This window comes from Peribacillus sp. NPDC058075 (assembly GCF_042885195.1).
GTDB lineage: Bacteria > Bacillota > Bacilli > Bacillales > DSM-1321 > Peribacillus.
The window spans coordinates 1,156,478-1,181,238 of the sequence record NZ_JBHVSL010000001.1; the positions used below are offsets into that span (position 1 = coordinate 1,156,478).

The following is a 24,761-nucleotide window of genomic DNA, read 5'->3' on the forward strand; positions in this document are numbered from 1 at the left end:
ATCAAGAATGGGTGACTATATGGAAAAGCATAAGACGATCCAACAAATGCAAGCGGAGGTCGACCAATACATAGGACAATTTAAAGAAGGATATTTCAGCCCTCTGGCCATGCTGGCCCGTATGTCTGAAGAACTTGGCGAGTTGGCTAGGGAAGTCAATCATTACCATGGTGAAAAACCAAAGAAGGCAACAGAAGAAGAGAATACGATTGAAGCGGAATTGGGGGACATGCTTTTTGTGTTGATTTGTTTTGCCAATTCTTTAGGGATTGACCTTCAAAACTCGCATGATTTGGTCATGGAAAAGTTCACAACCCGTGATAAAGATAGATGGACAAGAAAAGAAGAATAATTGGAGGAGGAAGGTAAAGATGAGTAAAGTGAAAGTTATAGTAGCTGGTCCACGTGGCAGAATGGGAAATGAAGCGGTGAAGCTTGTACATAGGACAGAAGGGTTTGAATTGGCAGCTGTCATAGATCGCAAGCATAACGGGGAAAGCCTCTCCGCAATAGAAGGTTTTCACGGCATTGAAGCACCGGTTTTTTCGGATATAAATGAATGCTTTTCTTCCGTAAAAGCGGACGTATTGATCGATTTGACCACACCCGAAGTGGGGATGCTTCATACCGAAACGGCACTTAATCATGGCATCCGCCCTGTAGTGGGAACGACTGGTTTTACTAAGGAAGATTTAGCGAAGCTGGATTCATTAACAAAAGAAAAGGGCATTGGCTGCATCATCGCTCCAAACTTTGCAATCGGAGCCATTTTGATGATGAAGTTTTCCCAAATGGCCGCAAAGTACTTCCCGGATGTGGAAATCATAGAAATGCACCATGATCAAAAACTGGATGCACCTTCTGGAACTGCTTCCAAAACGGCAGACATGATTGCAGCAGTCCGTGAAACGAAACAACAGGGGCACCCTAATGAAAAAGAAACCATCCAGGGGGCAAGAGGCGCAAATGTGGATGGTATGCATATCCACAGTGTCCGGCTACCTGGATTGGTTGCCCATCAACAGGTGCTTTTCGGAAGTGATGGAGAGTTATTGACGGTTCGGCATGATTCCTTTAATCGAGCTTCCTTCATGTCAGGAGTCAAACTTGCTGTCGATACCGTCATGAAGTTGGATGTTCTTGTATATGGCCTGGAAAATATTATTGAATAGGGATCAGGAGGATTTACGATGAAAATTGCCTTAATTGCCCATGATATGAAAAAAGAAGATATCATTCAATTTGTAACAGCCTATAAAGAGGTATTTGAGCAGCATGAATTATATGCTACAGGAACGACCGGGAAAAGGATCATGGAAGAAGTATCGCTGCCTGTCCATCGTTTTCATTCAGGACCTCTTGGCGGGGATCAGGAAATAGGTGCAATGATCGCGCGCGGAGAAATGGACATGGTCCTTTTTTTCCGCGATCCATTGACATCACAGCCACATGAACCAGATGTATCGGCGCTTATACGCCTATCAGATGTTTATGAAATTCCCTTGGCGACAAATATGGGCACGGCAGAAGTGCTGATACAAGGTTTGAAGCATGGGTATATGGACTGGCTAAAACTACGGAAAAAACAAGGTGAGATAAATGATAAACAAAAGTAATATAGATATTCTGGCTTTCGGCGCACATGCGGATGATGTTGAAATCGGTATGGGTGGCACGATCGCCAAATATGTGCAACAAGGCAGGGAAATTGTCATTTGTGATTTGACAAAAGCTGAAATGTCATCCAATGGAACCGTTCCATTGCGGCAAGAGGAAGCGAATAAGGCTGCAGAAATTCTTGGGGTGAAGAGGATTTCCCTTGATTTACCCGACCGGGGCCTATACATGAAAGCGGAATACATAAATCAAATCATTACGGTCATTCGCCAATATAAGCCTGCACTTGTATTTGCACCATTTTTGGAAGATCGCCATCCCGATCATGGTAACTGTGCCAAATTGGTGGAGGAAGCAGTTTTTTCGGCAGGAGTAAGAAAGTATATGGAAGAAGCAGGCCTTGATTCTCATCGTGTCCAAAATATGTACTATTATATGATCAATGGGTTTCACAAACCGGACTTTGTCGTGGACATCAGTTCCACAATATCGAAAAAGCTGGATAGCCTTAGGGCATACCGCAGCCAATTCGAAGGAAGTCAAGTATCTGTAGAAACACCGCTGGTGAATGGCTATATCGAGACTGTCGAGGCACGGGAGCGGATGTTCGGCAAAGAAGTGGGTGTCGCCTATGCGGAGGGATTCATGACTAAAAAACCGTTACTGATCGATGCCGACTTGTTAGGAGAAAAATAATCTTATGAAATTAAAAATTGGAATTACCTGTTACCCTACAGTTGGGGGTTCTGGTGTCGTAGCAACTGAATTAGGCAAGATGCTTGCTGAAAAAGGACATGAAATACATTTCATTTCTTCAAGCCTCCCTTTTCGCTTGAATAAGATGTACTGTAATATTTTTTATCACCAAGTTGAAGTGAACTCATATTCAGTCTTTCAATATCCACCATATGACCTGGCGCTTGCGAGCAAGATAGCGGATGTCGTAAAACGGGAGAAATTAGATATTCTCCACGTTCATTATGCAATTCCCCATGCAGTTTGTGCAATTCTTGCAAAGCAGATGTCAGGTAATGAAGTAAAGATCGTAACTACACTGCATGGTACGGACATAACCGTATTAGGCCATGATCCTTCATTGACCAATTTGATAAAATTCGGGATAGAGCAATCAGATGTCGTTACAGGAGTATCTAATTCCCTTGTTCAGCAGACACACGAATTAATCGCACCGGATAAGGAAATCAAAACCGTTTATAATTTTATTGATGAAAGAGATTACCATAAATCAAATTCCGATTACCTTAAGGATGAATACGGAATCAGTGAAGATGAAAAAGTGATCATACATGTTTCGAATTTCCGTTCGGTCAAGCGAGTGAAAGACGTTATCCAAGCGTTTTATCTAACTCAAAAGAAAATGCCTGCAAAGCTTCTACTCGTAGGGGATGGGCCGGAAGTGACAACCGTTTTGAAATTGGCTAATGATCTTGGAATCGATGATTCGGTCTTGTTTCTTGGTAAGCAGGATAACCTTGCCGAATTATATTCAATCAGTGATTTGATATTCCTGTTATCGGAAAAAGAGAGCTTCGGACTTGTGCTGCTCGAGGCGATGGCATGTGGAGTTCCTTGTATAGGGACCAATATCGGGGGAATTCCTGAAGTCATCGTTGACGGGGAGACTGGTTATATTTGTGAATTGGGAAATGTCAAAATGGTTGCTGAAAAAGCGATTGGACTTTTAAGCGACCCGGTTTTACATAAACGCTTTTCTGAAGCTGCGCTGGAAAGGGCCAATACTGAATTTCACAGTGATACGATTATGGCTGAGTATGAAGCCATCTACATTCAAGCACTTGAAGGTAAATCCATGGAATAGGGAGGGGATGCTGATGGATCGGTTATTCTTAAAATCAGTACCCATTCTGGAATTGATTGAAGAAGCAGGATACGAGGCTTATTTCGTTGGCGGCTCTGTAAGGGATTATATCCTTGGAAGGCCCATTAACGATGTGGACATCGCCACTTCCGCAACACCCCAGGAAATCAAAAGAATTTTTCCTAATACGGCTGATATCGGGATTGACCACGGAACAGTGCTCGTCATTACGGATACGGGTACATACGAAATTACGACGTTTAGAACGGAAAGCGGGTATTCGGACTTTCGCAGACCCGATGCTGTACAATTTGTCCGTTCTTTGACTGAGGATTTGCAAAGAAGAGATTTTACGATGAATGCAATGGCAATGGATAAGACCGGTAAGATCATCGATCCATTTAATGGTAAGCGAGATTTGGCTGGAAAAAGGATCATTACGGTTGGCAACCCGCATGAAAGGTTTCATGAGGATGCATTGAGAATGATGCGTGCATTAAGATTCGTCAGTCAACTTGATTTTGAACTGGATCAAGAAACCTTTGCTTCCCTTAAAGAAAACGCCCAGATCATCAGTGAAATTGCTGTCGAAAGAATCCTGGTTGAATTTGAGAAACTATTGGCAGGCTCCAATAAAGTCAGGGCTTTTTCACTCTTGCTGGAAAGCGGTTTATATCGATACCTGCCCCTATTCTCCAGTAAAAAGGATCATTTAATGGAATTATTGAACCTGCGGCTTCATCAGCTAAAAGCGGCAGAAATATGGTCTATAATCATGGTTCACACAAAGGATCAGGAAATGGAAGAGGCTTTGAGGGAATGGAAGCTGCCATTGAAAAGCATAAGAAACGTTCAACGTACGATACAGCTAGTGAAGAAAGAGGATCCATCCGCCATCGATATATTTCGTGCAGGTCATGACGTATCTGTACAAGCTGCAAAAGTCAAGGCGGCGATGACTGGCGGTAATGTATCGGATGCGGAGGAGAATGCACATCAAAGCTATAATGGACTTATTATTAAACAAATGTCGGATCTTGCCGTTAAGGGGACGGATTTATTGAATTGGCAACAAGAAAAGCCAGGTCCATGGGTCAAGGAATACTTGGAAAAAATATTGAAAGCTGTCTTGAATGAAGAATTAAGTAATGAGAAAGAAGAAATAAAGAGGTGGCTGGTGAAATGCAATCTGAGTTAAGAACAAAGCTGATGGAAGCCCTCTCAAAAGCGGATGGTGCGTTTATATCCGGTCAGGAAATTGCTGAATACATTGGCTGTTCGCGCACAGCTGTCTGGAAGCATATAGAAGACCTGCGCAGTGAAGGGTATAATGTTGAAGCTGTAAGGAAAAAAGGCTACCGGATCATATCAGCGCCGGAAAAAGTGTCCGAGAGCGAAATACAGCTTGGCTTGGAAACAAAAACGATCGGCAAGATGATCCACTATCAGGAAACTGTAGAATCCACGCAAAAAATTGCGCATCAACTCGCAAATGAAGGCGTTCAGGAGGGGACCCTCGTCGTTGCCGAGGAGCAGTTATCCGGAAAAGGCAGGCTAATGAGATCTTGGCATTCCCCAAAATTCAGCGGCATATGGATGAGTCTCATCCTAAGACCGAAAATCCCGATTCATGAGGCCCCTCAGCTTACATTATTGGCAGCCGTCGCTGTTGCTCAGGCTATAGAGGATACCACTGAATTGAAGCCGCAAATAAAGTGGCCGAATGATATTTTGGTGAATCGCAAGAAAGTGGTGGGCATTCTTACCGAGATGCAGGCTGAATCAGATAGGATTCATTCTGTCATTATCGGAATTGGAATGAATATCAATCAGCAATTGGAGGATTTTCCTGTAGATCTGCAGGAAAAGGCGTCTTCCCTTCTTATAGAAAGTGGAGGGACGGTTTCAAGGTCAAAGGTCATTCAACGAGCATTGTTTCGTCTGGAAAATTTGTACGAACTCTATTTAGATCGAGGCTTCATGCCAATAAAGGATTTATGGGAGAGTTATGCGATCAGTCTCGGACAGGTAATCAAAGCCAGTACCGTTAATGATACGATTGTCGGAAAAGCGTTGGGCATAACGGATTCAGGCGTTTTACTTCTTGAAGACGGCAAAGGAACCGTCCATTCGATATATTCTGCTGATATTGAAATTCAGTAGATTTTTGTCAAATTCGTGAAAATTAAATAGAAATTTTCAATTTGGCTTGTTATAATGCAAGTGGGCAGTATCTCATGTGAACTGCACCCCCATGAATACCAAATTTATTTGAAAATCTGCCTTGATCCAGAGAACTGGACGGGGACGGAGGGATGAAACTTCTGATGAGACAAAGGGATTGACTAAAAAGATAAGTGCTGTTTATTGATCGATATGTGGCTTTTTCAGCCATTTTTCGTAGTAAAACAGATACTTTTTTAGTCAGTCCTTTTTTTGCGCATGAATGTATAGACACCAGTTTTCGCTGATGTTTTCATCTCCTCCATCAAAAGGAGGAAACGTAATGAAATTGTCTGGGGATTTTTTGAAAATGAAACAAAATCAAGAGAAAATTGTCATGCTGACGGCTTATGATTACCCGTCAGCAAAGTTAGCCGAACAATCAGGTGTAGACATGATTTTAGTCGGAGATTCTTTAGGAATGGTCGTATTGGGATATGAATCAACAGTTCCAGTTACGGTGAATGACATGATCCATCATACAAAGGCAGTAAAACGAGGGGCACCCAATACATTTGTTGTGACGGATATGCCATTTATGAGCTATCACCTATCTATGGATGAAACACTCAAGAATGCAGCCCGGATCATGCAGGAAGGTCATGCGGATGCCGTAAAGCTTGAGGGAGCGGATGATGTGGTTGAAAAAATATCGGCATTGACCAAGGCGGGCATCCCTGTTGTAGCCCATCTTGGCTTGACTCCTCAATCAGTCGGCGTTCTGGGCGGATATAAAGTGCAAGGAAAAGATGCCGAAAGTGCAGCACAGCTATTGGAAGATGCGAGAAAGTGTGAAGCGGCAGGGGCGATGGCAGTAGTCTTTGAATGTGTTCCATATCAAGTGGGGGAACTCGTTACACGGAACCTTGACATTCCAACGATTGGAATTGGGGCAGGTGCTGAAACGGATGGTCAAGTCCTCGTTTACCATGATGTCATCAAGTATGGCGTAGACCGGCTGGCGAAATTCGTAAAAGTTTATGGAGATGCCAATGAACTGATTGGCCAATCGATTACAAGCTACGTGAATGAAGTGAAATCTAAAGTTTTTCCGTCGGAGAAACATACATTCACGATGAAGGAAGAGCAGCTTTCTGAACTTTACGGAGGCAAAAGATGAAAACATTTACAACAGCAGCTGATTTGCAATTGGCACTTAGAGAGGAAAAAAACAATAACAAAAGCATTGGCTATGTAGCGACAATGGGGTTTTTACATGAGGGGCATGCAACCCTTTTGGAAAAGGCGCGCAAAGAAAATGACATTGTGGTAATGAGTATTTTTGTCAATCCGACGCAATTTGGACCCAATGAGGATTTTGAAACATATCCGCGGGATTTGGAACGGGATGAAAAAGTCGCAGCCAATGGCGGAGTTGATTATCTCTTCTATCCAACCGTCCACGAAATGTACGGTGAAGAACCATCTGTAAAAGTGGTTGTCCAAAGCAGGACGGATGTTTTATGCGGCAGACAAAGGCCTGGACACTTTGATGGTGTTGCGACTGTGTTAACGAAATTCTTCAATATCATTCTTCCAGATAGAGCTTATTTTGGTAAGAAGGATGCCCAGCAAGTCGCTGTGATAGATGGACTGATCAAAGACTTTAATTTCCCTATCCAGCTTATTGCTGTAGATACCGTACGTGAAGAAGATGGGTTAGCGAAGAGCTCGCGAAATGTGAACCTATCAGATCAGGAGCGCTTGGAGGCTAAAGAGCTGTACCAAAGTTTATTGAAGGCCAAAGAGGCGGTTGAATCAGGTGAAAGAAATGCAGCAACCGTCACGGCCATAGTAAGTGAACATATTGGTGCCAACACAAGTGGAGTGATCGACTATATTGAAGTCTATCAATACCCTGAACTTAAACCGCTTGAATCGCTGGCTGGAAATATCATCATTGCAATGGCTGTAAAGTTCAAGCATGCAAGACTAATAGATAATATCACTTTATATGTAGAATAATTCATGAATCAGGGGGAATTGAGATGTTTCGAACGATGATGAATGGAAAAATCCACCGTGCAAGGGTAACTGAGGCTAATTTGAACTATGTAGGCAGCATTACGATTGATGAAGACATAATTGATGCGGTTGGTATTCTGCCTAATGAAAAAGTCGCCATCGTGAATAATAATAATGGTGCCCGACTTGAAACGTATGTGATTGCGGGTGAACGGGGCAGCGGTGTCGTGTGTTTGAACGGAGCGGCAGCAAGACTGGTGCAGCCGGATGACATCGTGATAATCATTTCTTATGTGATGGTTTCAGAAGATAAACTGGGGGATCATAAACCAAAAGTTGCGATCATGAATGAAAATAACAAAATCATTGATCTGATTTCAAACGAACCTGCAGCTACAATCATGTAAGCGGAGGGCCGGCACAAAATGCATGGATCATGCATACAGGTGCCGGCCCTTTTCGTTCGTTGATGAACCGCTCGTTTCCTTTATTACGATTATTATGGTATAAAAAAGATAAGAGAATTCCATCAGGAAGTGGAGAAAGTGAAGTTTGAGGTGTACAATTCATGATGCAACGATATGTAGTGGTCGATTTGGAAACAACAGGGAATTCTCCGAAAAAAGGGGATAGGATTATTCAATTTGCTGGCGTGGTCATCGAAAATGACCAGATTGTGGATGAATACTCGACATATATCCACCCTGGACAGGAAATTTCCTTGTTTATTGAAGAATTGACCGGAATAAGCAACGAGACGGTAAAAAATGCACCTGACTTTGAAGATGTTGCAGAAAATATTGCCCGGCTTATAGAAGGGGCTTGTTTTGTTGCCCATAATGTTTTATTTGATTTATCTTTTCTACAGGAAGAACTGGTAAGATGCGGATTTGAGCCGTTTTATGGTTCCACCCTTGATACAGTGGAGTTAGCGAAAATTTTAAAACCAACATCCGATGGATATAAGCTGCACCAGCTGGCTAAAGAAGAAAACCTGGATCATTCCAGGCCCCATCAAGCGGATAGTGATGCATATGCGACCGCTTTATTATTGTTGGAACTGAAAAAAAAGCTGATGAATCTTCCAGTGATGACACTTAAACAGTTATATCGATTATCATATTCCTTACAAAGTGAGATTTCCGAATTGATAGATGCTTGCATTGCAAGCAAACTTGCTAAAGCGGAAGTCCATTCACCTGATCTCATTACTTATAGGGGCCTAGCATTTAAAAAGGCCGAAGACGAAAGTGATCAAAAAGACACGGGGGCGGAATTTCCGCTCGATGATGAGAAAAAAATAGCCATGCTTCAAAGTGCATACCCTTCCTTTGAAGCAAGAAGCGGACAACTTGATATGATGAATATGATTCACCATTCCTTCGAATCCAGCCAGGATGCAATCATTGAAGCTGGGACAGGTATTGGGAAATCCATAGGCTATCTGCTTCCTGCCGTCTATTTTTCAAAAAAGCATCATAAACCTGTCGTCGTTTCGACATACACGCTTCAGCTACAGGATCAACTACTTCAAAACGAGGTTCCCAAACTTAAAAAAATACTTCCCTTTACCTTTCAAGCTGTTTTGCTAAAGGGGAGAAGTAATTATTTGAGCTTGGCAAAGTTCGAAAGGGCATTGCGTGAGAAGGAAGATAATTATGAAACGGCATTAACGAAAATGCAGATATTGGTTTGGCTCACTGAAACCGTAACAGGCGATAAAGATGAATTGAATCTTACAAGCGGCGGTCAGCTATTTTGGAACAGGCTTCAAAGCGATGGTCTTACATACGCCGGATTAAAACAGCCCTGGCTTGAATTGGATTTTTTTGAACGGGCAAAAAGAACAGCTGGCAAGGCGGATATCATCATTACTAACCATTCATTTTTAATGACGGATCTGCTTACAGAAGATGCCTTGATTCCAAAAAAAGGGTATTTGATACTCGATGAAGCACACCATTTGGAACAGGCAGCATCTAAACAGCTTGGGAGCAGGCTTAATTACATTTCGGTGAAGACGGTTTTGAACAGACTAGGGACATCAGATCAAAAGCAATTATTATATAAATTGGACAGGATGCTCTTAAATAATGGACTGGCAGATGGGAAGTCCACCCATGAATTAGATCAAAAGCTTAGTGATTTTGCCTATGAATTCGAACAGCTTTTTTATTACATTTCCAATCAGGCGGAAAAACTTTCACGTTCCATGAGTCCAAAACGGCTTTCGTTCAAAATAGATGATGGAAGATGGGGTAAAGCGATTCTGGTCGCTGAGCGATTGGTGGATTTATTAGGATACATCATCACGGAGTTAGAAAAAAGATTAGCTCTTTTATTGAATAATGAGTCCCCCTTAGGAAAAAATTCATTATTTCACTTGAATGATATCGAGGTGCTGCTAGGACATTTACAGGATACCAGGGACTCCTTGCATGAATTTTTCATCAAGCCGCATGAAGAAAATATTTATTGGCTTGATTATACGAATGCAGCACCCCAGCATGGGGTGACTTTGACGGTTCAGCCGATTGCAGGAAGCAAACGGCTATGGGATTCCTATTTCGGGCGCCAAAAAAGTGTGGTCATGACATCGGCAACCCTCGTGGTGAAGGATTCTTTTAAGTATTTTAAAGAACAACTCGGTTTAGAAAATGAGCCAATGCAGACAGCAAGTTTTCCTTCACCTTTTCCTTATAAGGAACTCGTAAAGGTTCTGGTTCCAAATGATCTACCAGATATTAATTGCTTAACAGTTGAGGAATTCTCCGAAACCGCGGCAAACCATATTATTGCTGCCGCTCAAGCGGCGAAAGGGAGGATGATGGTCTTATTCACCTCGCATGAAATGCTGCGGGCGACCTATCATTCCATCAAGGATAGTGGGGTCCTGGATGAGTTCACCCTGTTTGCACAGGGGATTTCTGGCGGAAGCCGGATGAGGCTCCTAAGGAATTTCCAAAACTTCGAGAAAGCCGTCCTGTTTGGGACAACCAGCCTATGGGAAGGCGTCGATATCCCAGGCGAGGATTTATCTTGTTTAATCATTGTCAGGCTGCCATTTTCGCCACCGGATGAACCAGTGACAGCTGCAAAATGCCAACTTCTCGAGAAGCAAGGGCGTAATCCTTTCTCTGCGTATTCTTTACCGGAAGCCCTGTTAAGGTTCCGGCAAGGATTCGGCAGACTTATACGGACGCCCGAAGATAGAGGGATTTTGGTTATTCTTGATCGCCGCATCATCACTGCTAAATATGGAACTGAATTTCAAAAGGCCATTCCTGAAGTGGACTGGCACCAAGCCTCAATAAAAGAAATGGCTGAAATGATAGAGAATTGGATTTAAAGAATCTATCGTTTTTTCATTAATCTAAATGGATTTTTATGAATTTATAAAGAAAAATAACCTCTGAACTGGTATAATGTGATAGGTGGTAAAGCCTTCAAATCCTATTCATACCAGTGGTTGTTGACAATTTATAAAAATGGAGGGGCGTTTTCATGGAAAGTAAAATCGAAGTAATTTCAACAGTCAGGTTGCAACATTCTCCTGATCTGTATAAAATTGTGGATTCCTTGAACCGAACATTGAAAAAAGACGATTTAATGTTCGGTCTCGCATTGGATTCCGAAGATCAAGAAAAAGCGATATTTACAATTTATCGTACATAGAAAGAGGGAAAAGCAGCTTTGAAAAAATGGTTGATTATTGCTTCCATCTTGGTCCTTTGTTTTATCGGATTTGTCAGCGGGGCATATATTAAAGCGTTGCAGCCTAAAAAAGAGGCTGGTAATGAGGCTTTTAAAAAGGCGAAGGAAGAGGGCGGCCTTGTGACCATGGAAGATTTCTACCTCTATAATGGGCAGGATTCATACTCTGTCATCATTGGTAAGGGAGAAAAAGGGACTAAAAAAATAGTCTGGCTTCCTGAGGACAAGAAGAAAGAAATAGTAGTGGAAAACTATAAAGATGGTAAATCAAAAAAAGAGATTTTAAACATTGTCAAAGAAAAGCTTAATCCCCAAAAAATCATTTCGGTTAAGCTAGGCATGGAAAAGAACGTTCCGCTTTGGGAAGTAACATATCTTGATGAATCCGAGCGTTTTAACTATGACTATTATGATTTTAAAACAGGGGAATGGCTAAAGTATTATCGAAGCATTTAGAATGGAGGATTAATTAAAATGAAATTAGCGAACCGGGTTCAGTCATTAACGCCATCAACAACATTGGCCATAACGGCAAAAGCAAAGGAGCTTAAGGCCCAAGGTCTGGATATAATTGGTTTGGGTGCTGGTGAACCAGATTATAATACACCCCAACATATCATAGATGCAGCACTTCTTTCCATGAATGAAGGTCAAACTAAATACACGCCATCCGCTGGTCTTCCGAAGCTAAAAGAAGCAATTGCGGCTAAATTGAAGCGTGATCAAGGCTTGGATTACAAACCGTCTGAAATTGTAGTTGGCTCAGGTGCAAAGCACGCGCTTTACACATTGTTTCAAGCTATCCTGGATGAAGAAGATGAAGTCATTGTTCCGATACCATATTGGGTAAGCTATCCTGAGCAAATCAAGCTTGCTGACGGAAAGCCGGTTTATGTAGTCGGTAAAGAAGAAAATCAATATAAAATCACAAAAGAACAATTAGAACAAGCAATTACCGAAAAAACGAAAGCGGTTATCATCAACTCGCCAAGCAATCCTACGGGCATGCTTTATTCCAGGGAAGAATTGGCGGCTATCGGGGAAGTTTGCCTTGCTCATGATATCTTGATCATTTCCGACGAAATTTACGAAAAATTGGTTTATGGAAATGCTAAACATACATCCATTGCAGAGATTTCACCTGAATTGAAAAAGCAAACGATCATCATCAATGGTGTATCTAAATCGCATTCGATGACTGGCTGGAGAATTGGTTATGCAGTCGGTGAAGAGTCCATCATTAAAGCAATGACGAACCTTGCCAGCCATAGCACATCAAATCCTACCACAACTGCACAATATGGTGCGATTGCCGCTTATGAAGGCACACAAGAACCTGTTGAAGAAATGCGTCAGGCATTTGAAGGCCGTTTGAATAAGATATATGATAAACTGGTTGAAATTCCAGGCATTAGCTGCATTAAACCACAAGGTGCATTTTATTTATTCCCGAACGTTAAACGTGCAGTTGAATTAACAGGGTACAGCAATGTCGAAGATTTTACGACTGCGTTGCTGGAAGAAGCTCAAGTGGCTGTTATTCCAGGTTCAGGGTTCGGTGCACCTGATAACATCAGACTCTCTTATGCAACTTCACTGGATCTGTTGGAAGCTGCAGTTGAAAGAATACAATCATTCGTTAAATCAAAAATGGCATAATTTTTTAAAAACCTGCAGACTACCTGGCTACAACAGGGTCTGCAGGTTTTTTTGTTGAATTTTATTTTGATATGATACATTCGGGAAGTAGACATGAAAAGCATTTGGCTCACTTCACTATAGCTAAGGAAAAGATGGATTATTTGCCTCCCTTTATGTTTTTTGTCTTCGGAGAAACAGCTCATTAAACAGTTAAACAAGCTTTTAAAGAAAAAATAAAAATCATATATGATTTTTAATAAAAACCGATTGCAATCATATATGATTTCATATATGATGAAAATATGGAAGAGAAAAACAAAACACCCAGCAAAAAACAAATAGCTTATGAGCACCTTCGTAAATTAATTTTGGATGGAACATATGGTTCTGGACAGCGGATCATTATCGATCAAACGGCAAAAGAACTAAGTTTAAGTCCGATTCCTGTCAGAGAAGCGATCAGACAACTGGAATCCGACGGCCTTATTCAATATAAGCCTTATAGTGGAGCAGTGGTTACAAGCATTAATGAGAGCGAATACATTGAAACTCTATCTGTTCTATCTTTACTTGAAGGATATGCAGCTGCCCTCAGTTCTTTAACGATGAAAGATGATGATTTTGAAAATCTGATTAATTTAAACAAAGAAATGGAAAAAGCCCTCCATAACTTTGAATTAGAGCTGTTTGGTAAGTTAAACGAATGTTTTCATGAGCAAATTTATGAAAAGTGCGGAAATTCCTTTTTAAAAGAGGAAATTAAACAGGCGCAACAAAGAATGAATAGAGTCAGAAAGTCCATGTTCACCATGGTACCGCAACGTGCAGTCCAATCGATTCGCGAACATGAAAGCATCATAAAGCTTTTAAAGGAAAAAGCATCTTTTGAAGAAATTGAATCACTGGTGAGAAAGCATAAATTGAATGCCATCAGTACATTCAAACAGAGGTCGGAAACTAACCACGATCAGGCTCTTTGATGACCCAGGCCTTGTTTTATAATAGTCGATCGATTATTCATAAAAGCAAGGCCGATTTTTACGTTAATTATTCCGAATATTCAAATAATGAAAGGGCGGTAGAAAAAATGTACGAGGAAATCAAAAGTCGTTTAAGAGGATCCATCGCTCCAATTATCACTCCGTTTGATGACAAGATGGAAGTGGATGTAAAGGCAATTGAAAATCTAGTAAACTGGCATATTGAAAGCGGTTCCCACGGAATCTCGGTATGCGGGACTACCGGTGAGCCGAGTTCTCTAACGATTGAGGAACGGGAATTAGTGATGGAAACGGCAATCAAAACAGCAAAAGCACGTGTTCCGGTTGCACCAGGTACTGGATCTGCCAATCAGAAAGAAACATTGCATTTGACTAAAAGGGCACAGGAAATGGGGGCTGATGCTGCTTTAGTCATCGTTCCTTATTACAATAAGCCGAATCAACAGGCACTTTTCAATCACTTTAAGACGGTGGCCGATTCAGTTGATATCCCGCTTATCGTTTATAACATTCCCGGAAGAACGGCAACGAATTTGGAAGTGAAGACATTGGCACGCCTTGCTGAAGATTGTGAAAATATAATTGGAGTAAAGGAATCTAATAAAGATTTTGAACATGTGAACCGTGTCTTATTAAATTGCGGAAGGGATTTTCTCTTATATTCGGGCATCGAATTATTATGCTATCCGATGTTGGCTATTGGAGGGGCAGGACATATTAGTGCTACAGCCAATATCACTCCTAAAGAAGTGGCGGAAATTTATAACCATTGGGTGGAGGGGGATGTTGAAAAGGCACTTGACCTACATTACAAATTAATGCCATTGAATGATGTTTTGTTTAAAGAAACGAATCCAGGACCCTTAAAAGCGGCGATGGGGATGATGGGGAAAATCAATCCTGCATTACGGCCGCCTATGGGACCGCCTTCGGAGCCGTTGGAAAAAGAACTGCGTGAAACCCTTCAATCATACGGATTGATTGACCAAATAATCCAGTCATAATTGCTGAATTGGGAAGATTGCACAAATCCAAACGATTTTTGTCATCTTCCCGAATTAATTTTTAAAGGAGGATGTATTCATGCAAACCTTTCCGGTGCAAAATGTCAAGCATTACATCAATGGTCAATTTGTCGATGGTATCTCAGGAAAAACATTTGAAAATCTAAGCCCTTTTAATAATCAGGCAATCAATAATGTGGCAGAAGGATTTAAAGAGGATATTGATCAAGCGGTCGCTGCCGCAAGAGCTGCATTCGATAATGGCCCATGGAGAACCATGAAAGTGGAAGAAAGACTAAAGTACATTAATAGGATTGCTGATTTAATTGAAGAGAATGCCGAAGAAATTTCCTTTCTGGAATCACTTGATACAGGGTTGCCGATTAGCCAAACAAAAAAACAAGCGGCAAGGGGAGCGGAGAATTTCCGTTTTTATTCTGAAATGGTGAAAAGCAGGCTAATAGGAGAGTCATATCAAGTGGATGACACTTTCATCAATTATACGATTCATAAATCGATAGGAGTGGCAGGATTAATCACTCCTTGGAATGCGCCTTTCATGTTAGAAACCTGGAAGATTGCCCCGGCCCTGGCTACAGGTAATACATGTGTCCTTAAACCGGCGGAGTGGTCCCCCTTGACTGCCAATAAATTAGCACAAATCATTGATCAATCCGGTCTGCCAAAGGGAGTATTTAATATCGTTCACGGTTTTGGGGAGACAGCAGGGGCGTCCTTGGTTGCCCATCCTGAAGTCCAATTGATATCCTTTACCGGTGAAACGACAACAGGCGCTGAAATCATTAAAAATGGTGCAGATACAATGAAACGTTTTTCCATGGAGCTCGGAGGGAAATCACCAGCCGTCATTTTTGAAGATGCCGATCTAGAAAAGGCCCTGGATTCAGTGGTATGGGGAATCTATTCATTCAATGGGGAGCGCTGCACAGCCAATTCCAGATTATTTGTCCATGAATCGATAATAGACCAGTTCGTTGCAGAATTGAAGGAACGTGTTCATACTATCAAAATTGGAAATCCAATGGATCCAGACACGGAAATCGGACCGCTGATCCATCGTACCCATTTTAAAAATGTCTCCCGATATCTGGATATAGCAAAAGATGAAGGGGCGGAAATTGTAAGCGGTACCATACCAAGTGCATTCAAGGAAGGGAATTATATTGCCCCGACGCTTCTCTTGAACTGTACAAATGATATGACGGTGGCACAAGAAGAGATTTTTGGACCAGTCATGGCCGTCATTCCTTTCAAGACTGAAGAGGAAGTGCTGAAAATGGCCAATGATGTAAAGTATGGGCTAGCTGCTTATGTATGGACAAATGATATGAAACGGGGACATAGATTTGCTCAAGCCGTCGATAGTGGGATGGTCTGGGTGAATTCCCAAAACGTCAGGGATTTGCGGATACCGTTTGGAGGATCGAAATATAGTGGGGTAGGACGTGAAGGTGGACATTATAGCTTTGAATTCTATACGGAAACACAAGTTATCCACGTAGCAATTGGAGAACATCATATTCCGAAATTTGGGGACGTAAAACGAAATGCCGTTTCTTCTGCTGAAAACTAATCCGGGTGACATAAAGAAGGGGAGATTACTATGAATTTTTCTATTATTCGTGTGGCGAGAACGATACTTAATGTAACGGATTTAGATAGATCCAGAGCCTTTTATGTGGATGCTTTAGGTTTTATTGAAACGGAAAGAACGAATGATCACGTATATTTACGTGGTTTAGAGGAAGCGCATCATCACTCGCTTATCTTGCAAAAGGCAGAAAAGCCGAGCGTTGAAGCAATAGGATACAAGGTTGAAAAAGAGGAAGATCTTGAAGAATTGGAATCTTTCTTGCTGTCCAAGGGAATGAAAATGAAGTGGATGCAGGAAGGAACCCAGCATGCACTAGGCAAGTCGCTCCGAGTACAGGATATTTCCGGATTGCCAATCGAATTTTTCAGCAAAATGGATAAAGCAGAGAGAATGCTGCAACGATTCGATATGCATAGGGGTTCAAGGGTCCAAAGGATCGATCATGTGAATTGTAATGTAACAAATGTGCAAAAAGCCTATGATTTTTATGTGAAAGAATTAGGGTTTGCCTGCTCGGAAGATACAGTGGATGAGTCGGGCCAATTATGGGCAACGTGGCTACATAGAAAACAAACCGTCCATGACCAGGCATTCATGAACGGAATCGGCCCAAGACTTCATCATGTAGGTTTCTTTTTGCCTGACCCCCTTGCAATTATCCAGGCCTGTGATGTACTGGCATCACTTGGATATGCACAGTCCATCGAACGCGGACCCGGACGGCATGGTCTATCCAATGCATTCTTCCTATATTTAAGAGACCCGGACGGTCACAGAATCGAATTATACAATGGGGATTACTTAACATCTGACCCGGATACCGAACCGATTCATTGGGATTTGAATGATCCAAGACGCCAGACATTCTGGGGAGCCAAAGCACCGGATTCATGGTTTGATGAGGCTTCTGCTGTTCTTGATATAATATCAGGTGAAGAAGTTCCTCTTAAAGAACCGATTCTGGCAAAAAGCAAGCCTGAATTCATCATCTGAAAAAAGCGGATTCGGATGAATGATTGATCGAGTGTTTCGGCATAACATGCATTAACTTCACATGGTCATTTGGACAGGGCAGCAGTGGGAACTAACAGCTGCCCTATCTGTAATTGTCCCGGTGACAAAATGCGTACGGAAAGCTTAGGGATGGGCTTAGACCTTCTTTGTGCAGATGAGTTGTTTGGATTTTGTTCGGTGATTTCTGACAATGGAGAGGCTCAATACTATTTGAAAAATAAATATCAGAAGAGGTGTTAAGAGATGGTTCGGTTGGAAAAAAACCTTCAAGAATCGGAACAAATTAATCCAGTGGATTATGAAAGGATTGTTGCCTCCAAAGAGTTTCAGAATATGCTTTCCGATAAAAAGAAATTCGTCATCCCATTTACGATATTCTTTATGGGATATTCCCTGCTTTTGCCCTTCTTGGTTTTTTACACAGATATCCTGGATCACCCTTTCATTGGGGACATAACATGGGCGTGGGTGTACGGTGTCTCCATTACAGTTATGTCTGTATGGGTTTGCAGCGTATATGTAAGGAAATCAGAAAAAATCGATGAACAAATAAAAGAAATCATCGAGAAAGAAGGGCTTTGAAGCATGAATTGGACAGTTATTATTCTCTTTGCACTAATGTCGATAGGCACTCTTTTCATTACGTATTTCGCTTCCAAAAAAACTAAAACGGCAGGCTCATTTTATACGGCTGGGGGCGGTTTGACCGCTAGGCAAAATGGACTTGCATTGGCCGGGGATTTTATGTCGGCTTCCACATTTTTAGGGTTGATTGGAGCGTTTTCCTTAACGGGGTATGATGGTTTCTTCCTGATGTACGGTGCACTTGTTTCATTTCTTGTCGTGTTATTCCTAGTGGCTGAACCATTAAGGAACTTAGGAAAATACACATTGGCTGATATGGTGACTACAAGGTTTAAATATAAACAGGTCCGGGGAGTGACCGCTTTTAATACCTTGGTGATATCAGTCATGTACATGCTGGGTCAACTTGTTGCGGCAGGCGCTTTATTTAAATTGCTTTTAGACATCCCGTATAATACCTCTGTCATCATCGTGGGTATTGTCATGTTGGTATTTGTTCTATTTGGGGGGATGACGGCGACGAGCTGGGTGCAGATCATTAAAGCCATCCTGCTGATTGGCGGAGTGTTTATATTATTCATGATCGTCATGTGGAAGTTGAATTATAGTTTCATTGGAATTTTTACGGAAATGAAAACAGCGACACCCATGGGTGCAGATTACCTGAAGGCAGGTATTAAATATGCCAGTGGGTGGGATGCAGCTTCCTTGTCTCTGGGCCTAATTCTGGGAACGGCGGGTCTACCGCACATTTTAATCCGTTTTTTGACTGTCCCGAATGCACAAGTGGCAAGGAAGTCGGTTGTTTGGGTGATGTGGATTATGGGTGCTTTTCATATCATGGTCATTTTTCTCGGATTCGGTGCTGCGAAGTTGGTTGGAACATCTAATATCATGGCCGCTAATCCGGCGGGTAACATGGCTGCACCTTTATTGGCCCAACTTGTGGGCGGGGACATCTTATTCGCCTTTATTGCGGCCGTTTCCTTCGCAACGATACTCGCAGTAGTTGCGGGAATCGTTTTAACAGGTGCTACGGCATTTTCACATGATTTTTATAATGAGATAGTAAAAGATGGAAAAGCGACGGAAAAACAGCAAATGACGATGGCAAGATGGGCTTCCGTTGGTGTGACTGCACTTGCAATCGTTTTATCATTAGGTCTTCAGGAATTCAATGTAGCGTTTCTTGCATCGATTGCTTTTACATTGGCAGCCAGTTCGAATTTGCCAGTCATCCTTCTCACCATCTATTGGAAAAAATTCAATAAAACCGGTGCAATAGTCGGTATGATGACAGGTCTTTTTGGTACACTTTTGCTAGTGGCATTAAGTCCAAATGTCTGGAACCCGGTACCCGGAGCAACCATCATGACAGGTGATCCGATTTTTCCTTTGAATTCACCAGGAATCGTTTCCATTCCGCTTGGATTCCTCGCGTGCTATTTGGGTGCCTTGATCGGTAATCGCAGGGGTGGTTTGAAAGCGGTTGCAAAAGACAATTATAATGAAATCCTCGTAAAGTCCAATACCGGTCATGATGTTAAGGGTGTTTTGCGACATTGAATGATGTAAAAGCGTGCCTAGAAATAAAGCGCAGGTCAGCACACTTGTGAATGGATTTGAAAAAGCAGCCATCTCCTGATGAGTTGCTTTTTTCTTTACAATGGATAAAGAAATTCGAACAAAGGTGCACTAATATTCAAGGATAACGGGGCATTCATTCAGAAAATGTTTCTAGAAATTTGACGGCGCCTTTGGAAAGATAGCGTTCTTCGAGCCAAATAAGGGCGGCTTCGGATTGTACTTCACAATCTATCAATTCGACAATTTTTATCCCCTGGGTTGAAAACGATTTGGATGTGGTACGTGGCATGATGGTAGCTCCTATTCCTTCCTTCACTAAAGATAAGATCATTGCAGCATCAGGACATTCACAAACAATCGTAGGTTCGAATCCATGTCTTAAGCATTCATCCACTATAAGTTCGTAAGTACCTTGACCGCTAACCCTATGCAGCAATAAGAGGGGATATTCTTTAATTTGTTTGAATTCGATGGAGTCTGGGATATCCCAATCTTTTGGGGTGACAAGCACAAAACCTTCCGGCGGAAGGTTAATCGATGCGAATTGCTTACCGTTAATAGGAAGCCGTACAATGGCCAACTCGATTTCCCTGTTTATTAAGCCTTCTGACAAACGGAACGTATCACCTTCCATTAACTTGAATCGTATGTCAGGGTATTTAACTCTAAAGGTCCTCATCCTTTGCGGAATGTAAGAAAAGCAAGTTTTTACTGACCCTATGGAAAGGGTGCCCTTTACCCCTTTACTGACTTCCTTCACTTCCAGTAGTGATTCTTCAAACTGGTTTAATAGAGCTTCAGCTTTTTTATAAAGGACCTTGCCAGTTTCAGTGAGTTCAAGTTTCTTTCCATTCCGATCGAAAAGTTTTTCACCGATTTCCATTTCCATTAATTTAAGTTGCTGGCTAAGAGGCGGTTGAGCAATATGTAATTTTTTTGCGGCTTTGGTTACTTGCTCTTCCTGAACGATTGTCACAAAATATTTTAACTGCCGGATGTCCATTATATACACCTCATACATATGATTAACATATACATATTGAATTTTTTAAGTATTATATATCTATCATAACACATGGTATATTTTGTTATAGGAATTAATTCAATATTTGGAATTCATTTAATTGTAAGCGCTTTATTAAATTGAACTAAGGGGGATGCAATTATGTCGGCTAAAACAGGTAAAGAATATATCGATAGGGTAGACAAGGCAAAGGCGAATGTATGGATCAATGGGGAGCAAGTTAAAGATAAGATCAGTCAACACCCAGCTTTTAAAGGGGTCATGAAAACACAGGCCGAATTATATGATTTGCAGCATGATTCCGCGAAAAATGACATCATGACTTATATTTCACCAACTTCAAACGAAAGAGTAGGGACCTCATTCATGCAGCCGCGGACTAAGGAAGACCTTGAAAAAAGGAGGAAGATGATTCAGGAATGGGCAAGGCATAATAATGGAATGATGGGACGTTCCCCTGATTATATCAACAGCGGGATGATGGCGTACGGGACTGCAGCGGATATGTTCGGCACTCAGGATTCGGCATTTGCAAAAAATATGAAGGATTATTATGAGCTCTGCCGGGAAAAGGATTTGTCGTTGACACATACCTTGATTCAACCACAGGTTAATAGGGGAGTTAGTGCCGCAAAGCTTCCGGATCCTTACATTGCTGCAAGAATTGCTGGCAAGAATTCAGAAGGGCTTATTATTAAGGGAGCCAGATTATTAGCTACACAAGGAGGAATAACGGATGAAATCATGGTTTTCCCTTCGACATTGCTAAAACAATCAGAAGAAGAAAACCCTTATGCATTCGCATTCTCGATACCAAATAATACACCGGGATTGAAATTCATCTGTCGTGAATCATTCGACTATGGCAAGTCACATTTTGACCATCCACTTGGTTCACGATTTGAGGAGATGGATACGATTATCGTTTTTGATGATGTAGTCGTTCCTTGGAATCGGGTATTTGCATATGGGGATGTCGGCATTTGCAACCAGGCTTATAATGAAAGCAATGCAGTTGTTCATATGACCCATCAGGTGGTATCGAAGAATATCGCCAAAACCGAGTTCATTTTGGGGATTTTGCAGCTTATGGCGGAAACCATCAATATCGGGCAATACCAGCATGTTCAGGAGAAAATCTCGGAAGTCATCATGGCGCTTGAAACGCTAAAGGCTTTCATAACAGCTTCGGAGGCAAACGCGAAATTGGATAAATGGGGAATGATGACACCTGATTTCACACCATTAAACATAGCCCGTAATTATTATCCGAAGATTTACCCTAGATTCAGTGAAATAATGCAGCTTCTTGGAGCTAGCGGCTTAATGGCGATTCCAAATGAAGCCGATTTCAATTCGGAGCTTCGAGGGGATTTGGATAAATATCTTCAAGCCGCGAATGGCGGAGCCTATGACAGGGTCAAATTGTATCGTCTCGCATGGGATGTATGCATGAGTTCATTTGGATCCAGGCAAACCCTGTACGAACGATTCTTTTTTGGAGATCCGGTCCGTATGGCGAGCGCTTTATATAACGGCTATGATAAACAGGAATATGTGGATCGTGTCAAGGAGTTCTTGAACCGTACTGAAAACCTTGCAGAAATCAACTGAGCCCGGCAGTATGGGCAAAACATTTTAATGTAAGGCTCTTTTCGTAAAGATTGTTGTTTTTAAAACAAAACGATTTAAGGTTGATTGGAGCGGAAGTGCGAGACTCCTGCAGGAGCAGCGGGACAGGTGAGACCCCACGTTTACGCCGAGGAGGCTCACCGCCCGCCCCGCGGAAAGCGAGCATCTGGAGGGGAAATCAACCACACCGCACTACTTGGTAAATAGCAGTAAATAGCAACAAAGTATGCGAAAACAGTCTAATTTAAAGGCCTTCCCGATGATGAGGAAGGCCTTTAAATATGAAACCTTGTTCATTTATTATATCGATTATGGATATTATTCTTCTTATATGTTCCAAAATCACTGAATTCCGAAAGTTCCATGGAGAGGGCAAGATATCTTTTTGAAAAGAGGGAAGCCAAATGGGATTCCAACGTTTCGAAAAGTTGCTCACATACTTTGGTTTTATCACTGTCTTTACGTCCAGCGCCAATTTTTAAGATGGCATGAACAAAGGCATCATCCTCTGTACCATCGGCAACACGATAATGATTCAATTCAATGGCCCGCGATCGAATGCCGCCAATTGGAAAGATGGAAGGATAGGATATCAGTACATCATTCACCTTCCTTAATAAGCTGTCAATCTGGATATCCTCTTTGATATTATCCGTATATTCAATAATGATATGAGGCATGTGATTAGTCCCTTCCGTTCATTATGGATTTTAGATGCGGCCTATCCCGGCCTTCGGTAAAAATATCGTCACCGACTATTGTGTTGACGAGTTTCCCGATACCTTCAATTTCAGTGATGATTTCATCGCCTACAGCAGTATCCGCCAATCCTTCAGGTGTGCCTGTCAATATGATATCGCCTGGGCTCAATGTCATGAAGCTGCTAAAATATTCAATTAAATCAGCAATGCCGAAAATCATGTCTTTCGTGTTGCCTTGCTGAGTCAATTTTCCGTTGACGTAAGTTTTGATGGCAAGATTCGAAGTATCTGGAATATCCTCGGCATCGACAAGCCAAGGCCCAATGGGGGTACAGGTATCGCGATTTTTGACCTTTAAGTTTGGTCGGTAGTAATTCTCCAGATAATCCCGTATTGCATAATCATTTGCAATCGTATATCCACTTACATACTTAAAGGCTTCTTCCTTTTTAATGTTCTTCGCCTTTTTACCTATGACCACTGCCAGTTCACATTCATAATGCATAAAAGCTGCATCAGCAGGCCGTCTTGTCTGTCCCCGGTGGCCGATAAAGGTATTGGGGCCTTTTAAGAACGCAAGGGGTTCTTCCGGGGCTTTAAAAGCAAGCTCCTTCGCATGGTCTGCATAATTCAAGCCAAGTGCGAAGACAGTTCGTGGTTCCACTGGGGGAAGCCAGACAACATCCTGCTCATTGACAATCCGGCCATCCGCCAATTGGAGCTGGCCATGATATTCAATTGCTGGATGTACGGCACCTGCATAGGCTACACGTGCGCTCTTCATAAAATCCCCTCCAGTGATAGTTTTTCCTCGGAAATGATTGTATTTTCCAAATATCCGATTTCATCAATTTCTATTCTGACATGATCATTGGCTTTTGCCAGCGGTGCATTCTCTGGAACTCCAACTAGAAGGACGTCACCGGTACTCAATGTCATGAAGTCTGTTACATCCTCAATAAGGCGGGATATGGAGCGAATTAAATTTGACGTTGAATTTTCTTGCTTTAGCTCTCCATTTATATAAACACGTATTCCTAAAGAATCGGGGTTGGATATCGATTCCTTGGATACGACCCAGGGACCGATCGGGCAAAATCCATCACGGGCTTTATGACGGATCGCAGGACGGAAAAAGCTTTCATGAGGAATGCTGATATCATTGGCAATCGTAAATCCTTCTATATAATCCAATGCATATTCTTTCTTGACCCTTGTGGCCGTTTTACCGATTACAATTCCAAGTGCGGCCCCGATTTCCAATTTAGGTATGCTGTTTGGAAGCGGAACTGGATTTGAAAAAGAAGAAAACGTGTTTCTAGGTTTAATATAAAGGATCGGCCCTTTAGGAGGTTCATTATAGGGAGGATGGTCGATCTTTCCCTTCAATGCTTCCAATGATCCTTTATAGTTTAATAATGTTCCATATACCGTTCCTGAAATAGGGTTATCCAACTTGATTTGTGATACCTCATACTTATCACCATTCATTAATATGTGGCGGTTCGACAGTATTTCGATATCTTCTGAATATTCTGACTCAATGAGCTTCACTCTTGCTTTTGTCATGGACACTCACCCCTTGATTTTTTATTAAT

Annotated in this window: 25 protein-coding genes; 21 read left to right on the plus strand and 4 right to left on the minus strand. The window is 41.9% G+C overall.

Translation table 11 applies throughout. The features are described from left to right. Positions 1-19: 19 nt before the first annotated feature. The 20 genes from ACFVS1_RS05870 (at position 20) to ACFVS1_RS05965 (ending at position 19,785) form a co-directional block, all read left to right on the plus strand. Complete coding sequence (locus ACFVS1_RS05870) at positions 20-352, plus strand: nucleotide pyrophosphohydrolase (RefSeq protein WP_352920856.1); 333 nt, start codon at positions 20-22, stop codon at positions 350-352. A gap of 19 nt (positions 353-371) precedes the next feature. Continuing rightward, positions 372-1,172, plus strand: a complete 801-nt coding sequence (gene dapB, locus ACFVS1_RS05875) for a 4-hydroxy-tetrahydrodipicolinate reductase (protein ID WP_137015994.1) — start codon at positions 372-374, stop codon at positions 1,170-1,172. A gap of 18 nt (positions 1,173-1,190) precedes the next feature. Beyond that, positions 1,191-1,616 carry a methylglyoxal synthase gene (locus ACFVS1_RS05880; RefSeq protein WP_352920319.1) on the plus strand — a complete coding sequence of 142 codons (426 nt, stop codon included), beginning with the start codon at positions 1,191-1,193 and terminating at the stop codon, positions 1,614-1,616. Then, positions 1,600-2,313 carry a bacillithiol biosynthesis deacetylase BshB1 gene (gene bshB1, locus ACFVS1_RS05885; RefSeq protein ID WP_387545613.1) on the plus strand — a complete coding sequence of 238 codons (714 nt, stop codon included), beginning with the start codon at positions 1,600-1,602 and terminating at the stop codon, positions 2,311-2,313. Before ACFVS1_RS05880 ends, bshB1 begins: the two co-directional genes overlap by 17 nt. A 4-nt stretch (positions 2,314-2,317) precedes the next feature. Then, a complete protein-coding gene (bshA, locus tag ACFVS1_RS05890) occupies positions 2,318-3,457 on the plus strand; it encodes an N-acetyl-alpha-D-glucosaminyl L-malate synthase BshA (RefSeq protein WP_352920324.1) in 1,140 nt (379 codons plus the stop codon). Between the two features lie 13 nt (positions 3,458-3,470). Next, a complete protein-coding gene (locus ACFVS1_RS05895; RefSeq protein WP_387545615.1) occupies positions 3,471-4,655 on the plus strand; it encodes a CCA tRNA nucleotidyltransferase in 1,185 nt (394 codons plus the stop codon). Next, positions 4,640-5,620: a biotin--[acetyl-CoA-carboxylase] ligase gene (locus ACFVS1_RS05900; protein WP_387545618.1), complete on the plus strand. Its 981-nt coding sequence runs from the start codon at positions 4,640-4,642 to the stop codon at positions 5,618-5,620. Before ACFVS1_RS05895 ends, ACFVS1_RS05900 begins: the two co-directional genes overlap by 16 nt. 343 nt (positions 5,621-5,963) lie before the next feature. After that, positions 5,964-6,800: a 3-methyl-2-oxobutanoate hydroxymethyltransferase gene (panB, locus tag ACFVS1_RS05905; RefSeq protein ID WP_352920330.1), complete on the plus strand. Its 837-nt coding sequence runs from the start codon at positions 5,964-5,966 to the stop codon at positions 6,798-6,800. Beyond that, entirely contained in the window at positions 6,797-7,645 is an 849-nt protein-coding gene (gene panC, locus ACFVS1_RS05910; RefSeq protein WP_387545622.1) for a pantoate--beta-alanine ligase, read from the plus strand. The genes panB and panC overlap by 4 nt, the downstream gene beginning before the upstream one ends. Positions 7,646-7,668: 23 nt before the next feature. Next, positions 7,669-8,052 carry an aspartate 1-decarboxylase gene (gene panD / locus ACFVS1_RS05915; RefSeq protein WP_275727760.1) on the plus strand — a complete coding sequence of 128 codons (384 nt, stop codon included), beginning with the start codon at positions 7,669-7,671 and terminating at the stop codon, positions 8,050-8,052. Between the two features lie 161 nt (positions 8,053-8,213). Further along, positions 8,214-10,994 (plus strand): ATP-dependent DNA helicase DinG, encoded by a 2,781-nt coding sequence (gene dinG / locus ACFVS1_RS05920; RefSeq protein ID WP_387545624.1) that lies wholly within the window; start codon positions 8,214-8,216, stop codon positions 10,992-10,994. Between the two features lie 155 nt (positions 10,995-11,149). Next, the gene (locus ACFVS1_RS05925) at positions 11,150-11,320 is read left to right on the plus strand and encodes a YpmA family protein (protein WP_064505144.1); all 171 of its coding nucleotides are present in this window, start codon (positions 11,150-11,152) and stop codon (positions 11,318-11,320) included. Positions 11,321-11,338: 18 nt separating this feature from the next. Beyond that, positions 11,339-11,815: a cell wall elongation regulator TseB-like domain-containing protein gene (locus ACFVS1_RS05930; RefSeq protein ID WP_352920340.1), complete on the plus strand. Its 477-nt coding sequence runs from the start codon at positions 11,339-11,341 to the stop codon at positions 11,813-11,815. Positions 11,816-11,833: 18 nt separating this feature from the next. Beyond that, on the plus strand, positions 11,834-13,018 hold the full coding sequence (locus ACFVS1_RS05935; RefSeq protein ID WP_387545627.1) for a pyridoxal phosphate-dependent aminotransferase: 1,185 nt from the start codon (positions 11,834-11,836) through the stop codon (positions 13,016-13,018). A 284-nt stretch (positions 13,019-13,302) separates the two neighbouring features. Further along, entirely contained in the window at positions 13,303-13,980 is a 678-nt protein-coding gene (locus tag ACFVS1_RS05940; protein ID WP_241590185.1) for a GntR family transcriptional regulator, read from the plus strand. A 107-nt stretch (positions 13,981-14,087) separates the two neighbouring features. Then, positions 14,088-15,005: a 2,4-dihydroxyhept-2-ene-1,7-dioic acid aldolase gene (gene hpaI / locus ACFVS1_RS05945; protein WP_387545629.1), complete on the plus strand. Its 918-nt coding sequence runs from the start codon at positions 14,088-14,090 to the stop codon at positions 15,003-15,005. Positions 15,006-15,084: 79 nt separating this feature from the next. Beyond that, positions 15,085-16,599 carry a 5-carboxymethyl-2-hydroxymuconate semialdehyde dehydrogenase gene (hpaE, locus tag ACFVS1_RS05950; RefSeq protein ID WP_387545632.1) on the plus strand — a complete coding sequence of 505 codons (1,515 nt, stop codon included), beginning with the start codon at positions 15,085-15,087 and terminating at the stop codon, positions 16,597-16,599. Positions 16,600-16,629: 30 nt separating this feature from the next. Then, on the plus strand, positions 16,630-17,613 hold the full coding sequence (gene hpaD, locus ACFVS1_RS05955) for a 3,4-dihydroxyphenylacetate 2,3-dioxygenase (RefSeq protein WP_387545635.1): 984 nt from the start codon (positions 16,630-16,632) through the stop codon (positions 17,611-17,613). A gap of 264 nt (positions 17,614-17,877) precedes the next feature. Next, complete coding sequence (locus tag ACFVS1_RS05960) at positions 17,878-18,216, plus strand: DUF485 domain-containing protein (protein WP_387545637.1); 339 nt, start codon at positions 17,878-17,880, stop codon at positions 18,214-18,216. 3 nt (positions 18,217-18,219) lie between these two features. Then, entirely contained in the window at positions 18,220-19,785 is a 1,566-nt protein-coding gene (locus ACFVS1_RS05965) for a solute symporter family protein (RefSeq protein WP_387545639.1), read from the plus strand. Positions 19,786-19,939: 154 nt separating this feature from the next. Here the strand turns inward: ACFVS1_RS05965 and ACFVS1_RS05970 are convergent, their stop codons facing one another. After that, entirely contained in the window at positions 19,940-20,809 is an 870-nt protein-coding gene (locus ACFVS1_RS05970; protein WP_387545641.1) for a LysR family transcriptional regulator, read from the minus strand. Between the two features lie 162 nt (positions 20,810-20,971). Between ACFVS1_RS05970 and hpaB the strand changes: the two genes are divergently transcribed. Continuing rightward, the gene (gene hpaB / locus ACFVS1_RS05975; RefSeq protein WP_387545643.1) at positions 20,972-22,444 is read left to right on the plus strand and encodes a 4-hydroxyphenylacetate 3-monooxygenase, oxygenase component; all 1,473 of its coding nucleotides are present in this window, start codon (positions 20,972-20,974) and stop codon (positions 22,442-22,444) included. Positions 22,445-22,755: 311 nt separating this feature from the next. On the opposite strand, the gene ACFVS1_RS05980 is transcribed toward hpaB, so the two are convergent. From ACFVS1_RS05980 to ACFVS1_RS05990, 3 genes are read right to left on the minus strand one after another with little or no spacing between them, the layout of a single operon-like run. Further along, entirely contained in the window at positions 22,756-23,142 is a 387-nt protein-coding gene (locus tag ACFVS1_RS05980; protein WP_387545646.1) for a 5-carboxymethyl-2-hydroxymuconate Delta-isomerase, read from the minus strand. Positions 23,143-23,146: 4 nt separating this feature from the next. Continuing rightward, positions 23,147-23,947: a fumarylacetoacetate hydrolase family protein gene (locus tag ACFVS1_RS05985; RefSeq protein ID WP_387545649.1), complete on the minus strand. Its 801-nt coding sequence runs from the start codon at positions 23,945-23,947 to the stop codon at positions 23,147-23,149. Continuing rightward, a complete protein-coding gene (locus tag ACFVS1_RS05990; RefSeq protein WP_352920369.1) occupies positions 23,944-24,732 on the minus strand; it encodes a fumarylacetoacetate hydrolase family protein in 789 nt (262 codons plus the stop codon). Before ACFVS1_RS05990 ends, ACFVS1_RS05985 begins: the two co-directional genes overlap by 4 nt. Positions 24,733-24,761 lie beyond the last annotated feature (29 nt).

Bases quoted from the DNA above. Each gene is read 5' to 3' on its own strand.
- dinG (WP_387545624.1), top strand. From the start codon at position 8,214: ATGATGCAACGATATGTAGTGGTCGATTTGGAAACAACAGGGAATTCT.
- ACFVS1_RS05970 (WP_387545641.1), bottom strand. From the start codon at position 20,809: ATGGACATCCGGCAGTTAAAATATTTTGTGACAATCGTTCAGGAAGAG.
- hpaD (WP_387545635.1), top strand. From the start codon at position 16,630: ATGAATTTTTCTATTATTCGTGTGGCGAGAACGATACTTAATGTAACG.
- ACFVS1_RS05960 (WP_387545637.1), top strand. From the start codon at position 17,878: ATGGTTCGGTTGGAAAAAAACCTTCAAGAATCGGAACAAATTAATCCA.
- ACFVS1_RS05870 (WP_352920856.1), top strand. From the start codon at position 20: ATGGAAAAGCATAAGACGATCCAACAAATGCAAGCGGAGGTCGACCAA.
- hpaE (WP_387545632.1), top strand. From the start codon at position 15,085: ATGCAAACCTTTCCGGTGCAAAATGTCAAGCATTACATCAATGGTCAA.
- bshB1 (WP_387545613.1), top strand. From the start codon at position 1,600: ATGATAAACAAAAGTAATATAGATATTCTGGCTTTCGGCGCACATGCG.
- panC (WP_387545622.1), top strand. From the start codon at position 6,797: ATGAAAACATTTACAACAGCAGCTGATTTGCAATTGGCACTTAGAGAG.
- panD (WP_275727760.1), top strand. From the start codon at position 7,669: ATGTTTCGAACGATGATGAATGGAAAAATCCACCGTGCAAGGGTAACT.
- ACFVS1_RS05880 (WP_352920319.1), top strand. From the start codon at position 1,191: ATGAAAATTGCCTTAATTGCCCATGATATGAAAAAAGAAGATATCATT.
- bshA (WP_352920324.1), top strand. From the start codon at position 2,318: ATGAAATTAAAAATTGGAATTACCTGTTACCCTACAGTTGGGGGTTCT.
- ACFVS1_RS05990 (WP_352920369.1), bottom strand. From the start codon at position 24,732: ATGACAAAAGCAAGAGTGAAGCTCATTGAGTCAGAATATTCAGAAGAT.
- ACFVS1_RS05895 (WP_387545615.1), top strand. From the start codon at position 3,471: ATGGATCGGTTATTCTTAAAATCAGTACCCATTCTGGAATTGATTGAA.
- ACFVS1_RS05925 (WP_064505144.1), top strand. From the start codon at position 11,150: ATGGAAAGTAAAATCGAAGTAATTTCAACAGTCAGGTTGCAACATTCT.
- ACFVS1_RS05965 (WP_387545639.1), top strand. From the start codon at position 18,220: ATGAATTGGACAGTTATTATTCTCTTTGCACTAATGTCGATAGGCACT.
- hpaI (WP_387545629.1), top strand. From the start codon at position 14,088: ATGTACGAGGAAATCAAAAGTCGTTTAAGAGGATCCATCGCTCCAATT.
- ACFVS1_RS05935 (WP_387545627.1), top strand. From the start codon at position 11,834: ATGAAATTAGCGAACCGGGTTCAGTCATTAACGCCATCAACAACATTG.
- ACFVS1_RS05980 (WP_387545646.1), bottom strand. From the start codon at position 23,142: ATGCCTCATATCATTATTGAATATACGGATAATATCAAAGAGGATATC.
- dapB (WP_137015994.1), top strand. From the start codon at position 372: ATGAGTAAAGTGAAAGTTATAGTAGCTGGTCCACGTGGCAGAATGGGA.
- ACFVS1_RS05900 (WP_387545618.1), top strand. From the start codon at position 4,640: ATGCAATCTGAGTTAAGAACAAAGCTGATGGAAGCCCTCTCAAAAGCG.
- hpaB (WP_387545643.1), top strand. From the start codon at position 20,972: ATGTCGGCTAAAACAGGTAAAGAATATATCGATAGGGTAGACAAGGCA.
- ACFVS1_RS05985 (WP_387545649.1), bottom strand. From the start codon at position 23,947: ATGAAGAGCGCACGTGTAGCCTATGCAGGTGCCGTACATCCAGCAATT.
- ACFVS1_RS05940 (WP_241590185.1), top strand. From the start codon at position 13,303: ATGGAAGAGAAAAACAAAACACCCAGCAAAAAACAAATAGCTTATGAG.
- panB (WP_352920330.1), top strand. From the start codon at position 5,964: ATGAAATTGTCTGGGGATTTTTTGAAAATGAAACAAAATCAAGAGAAA.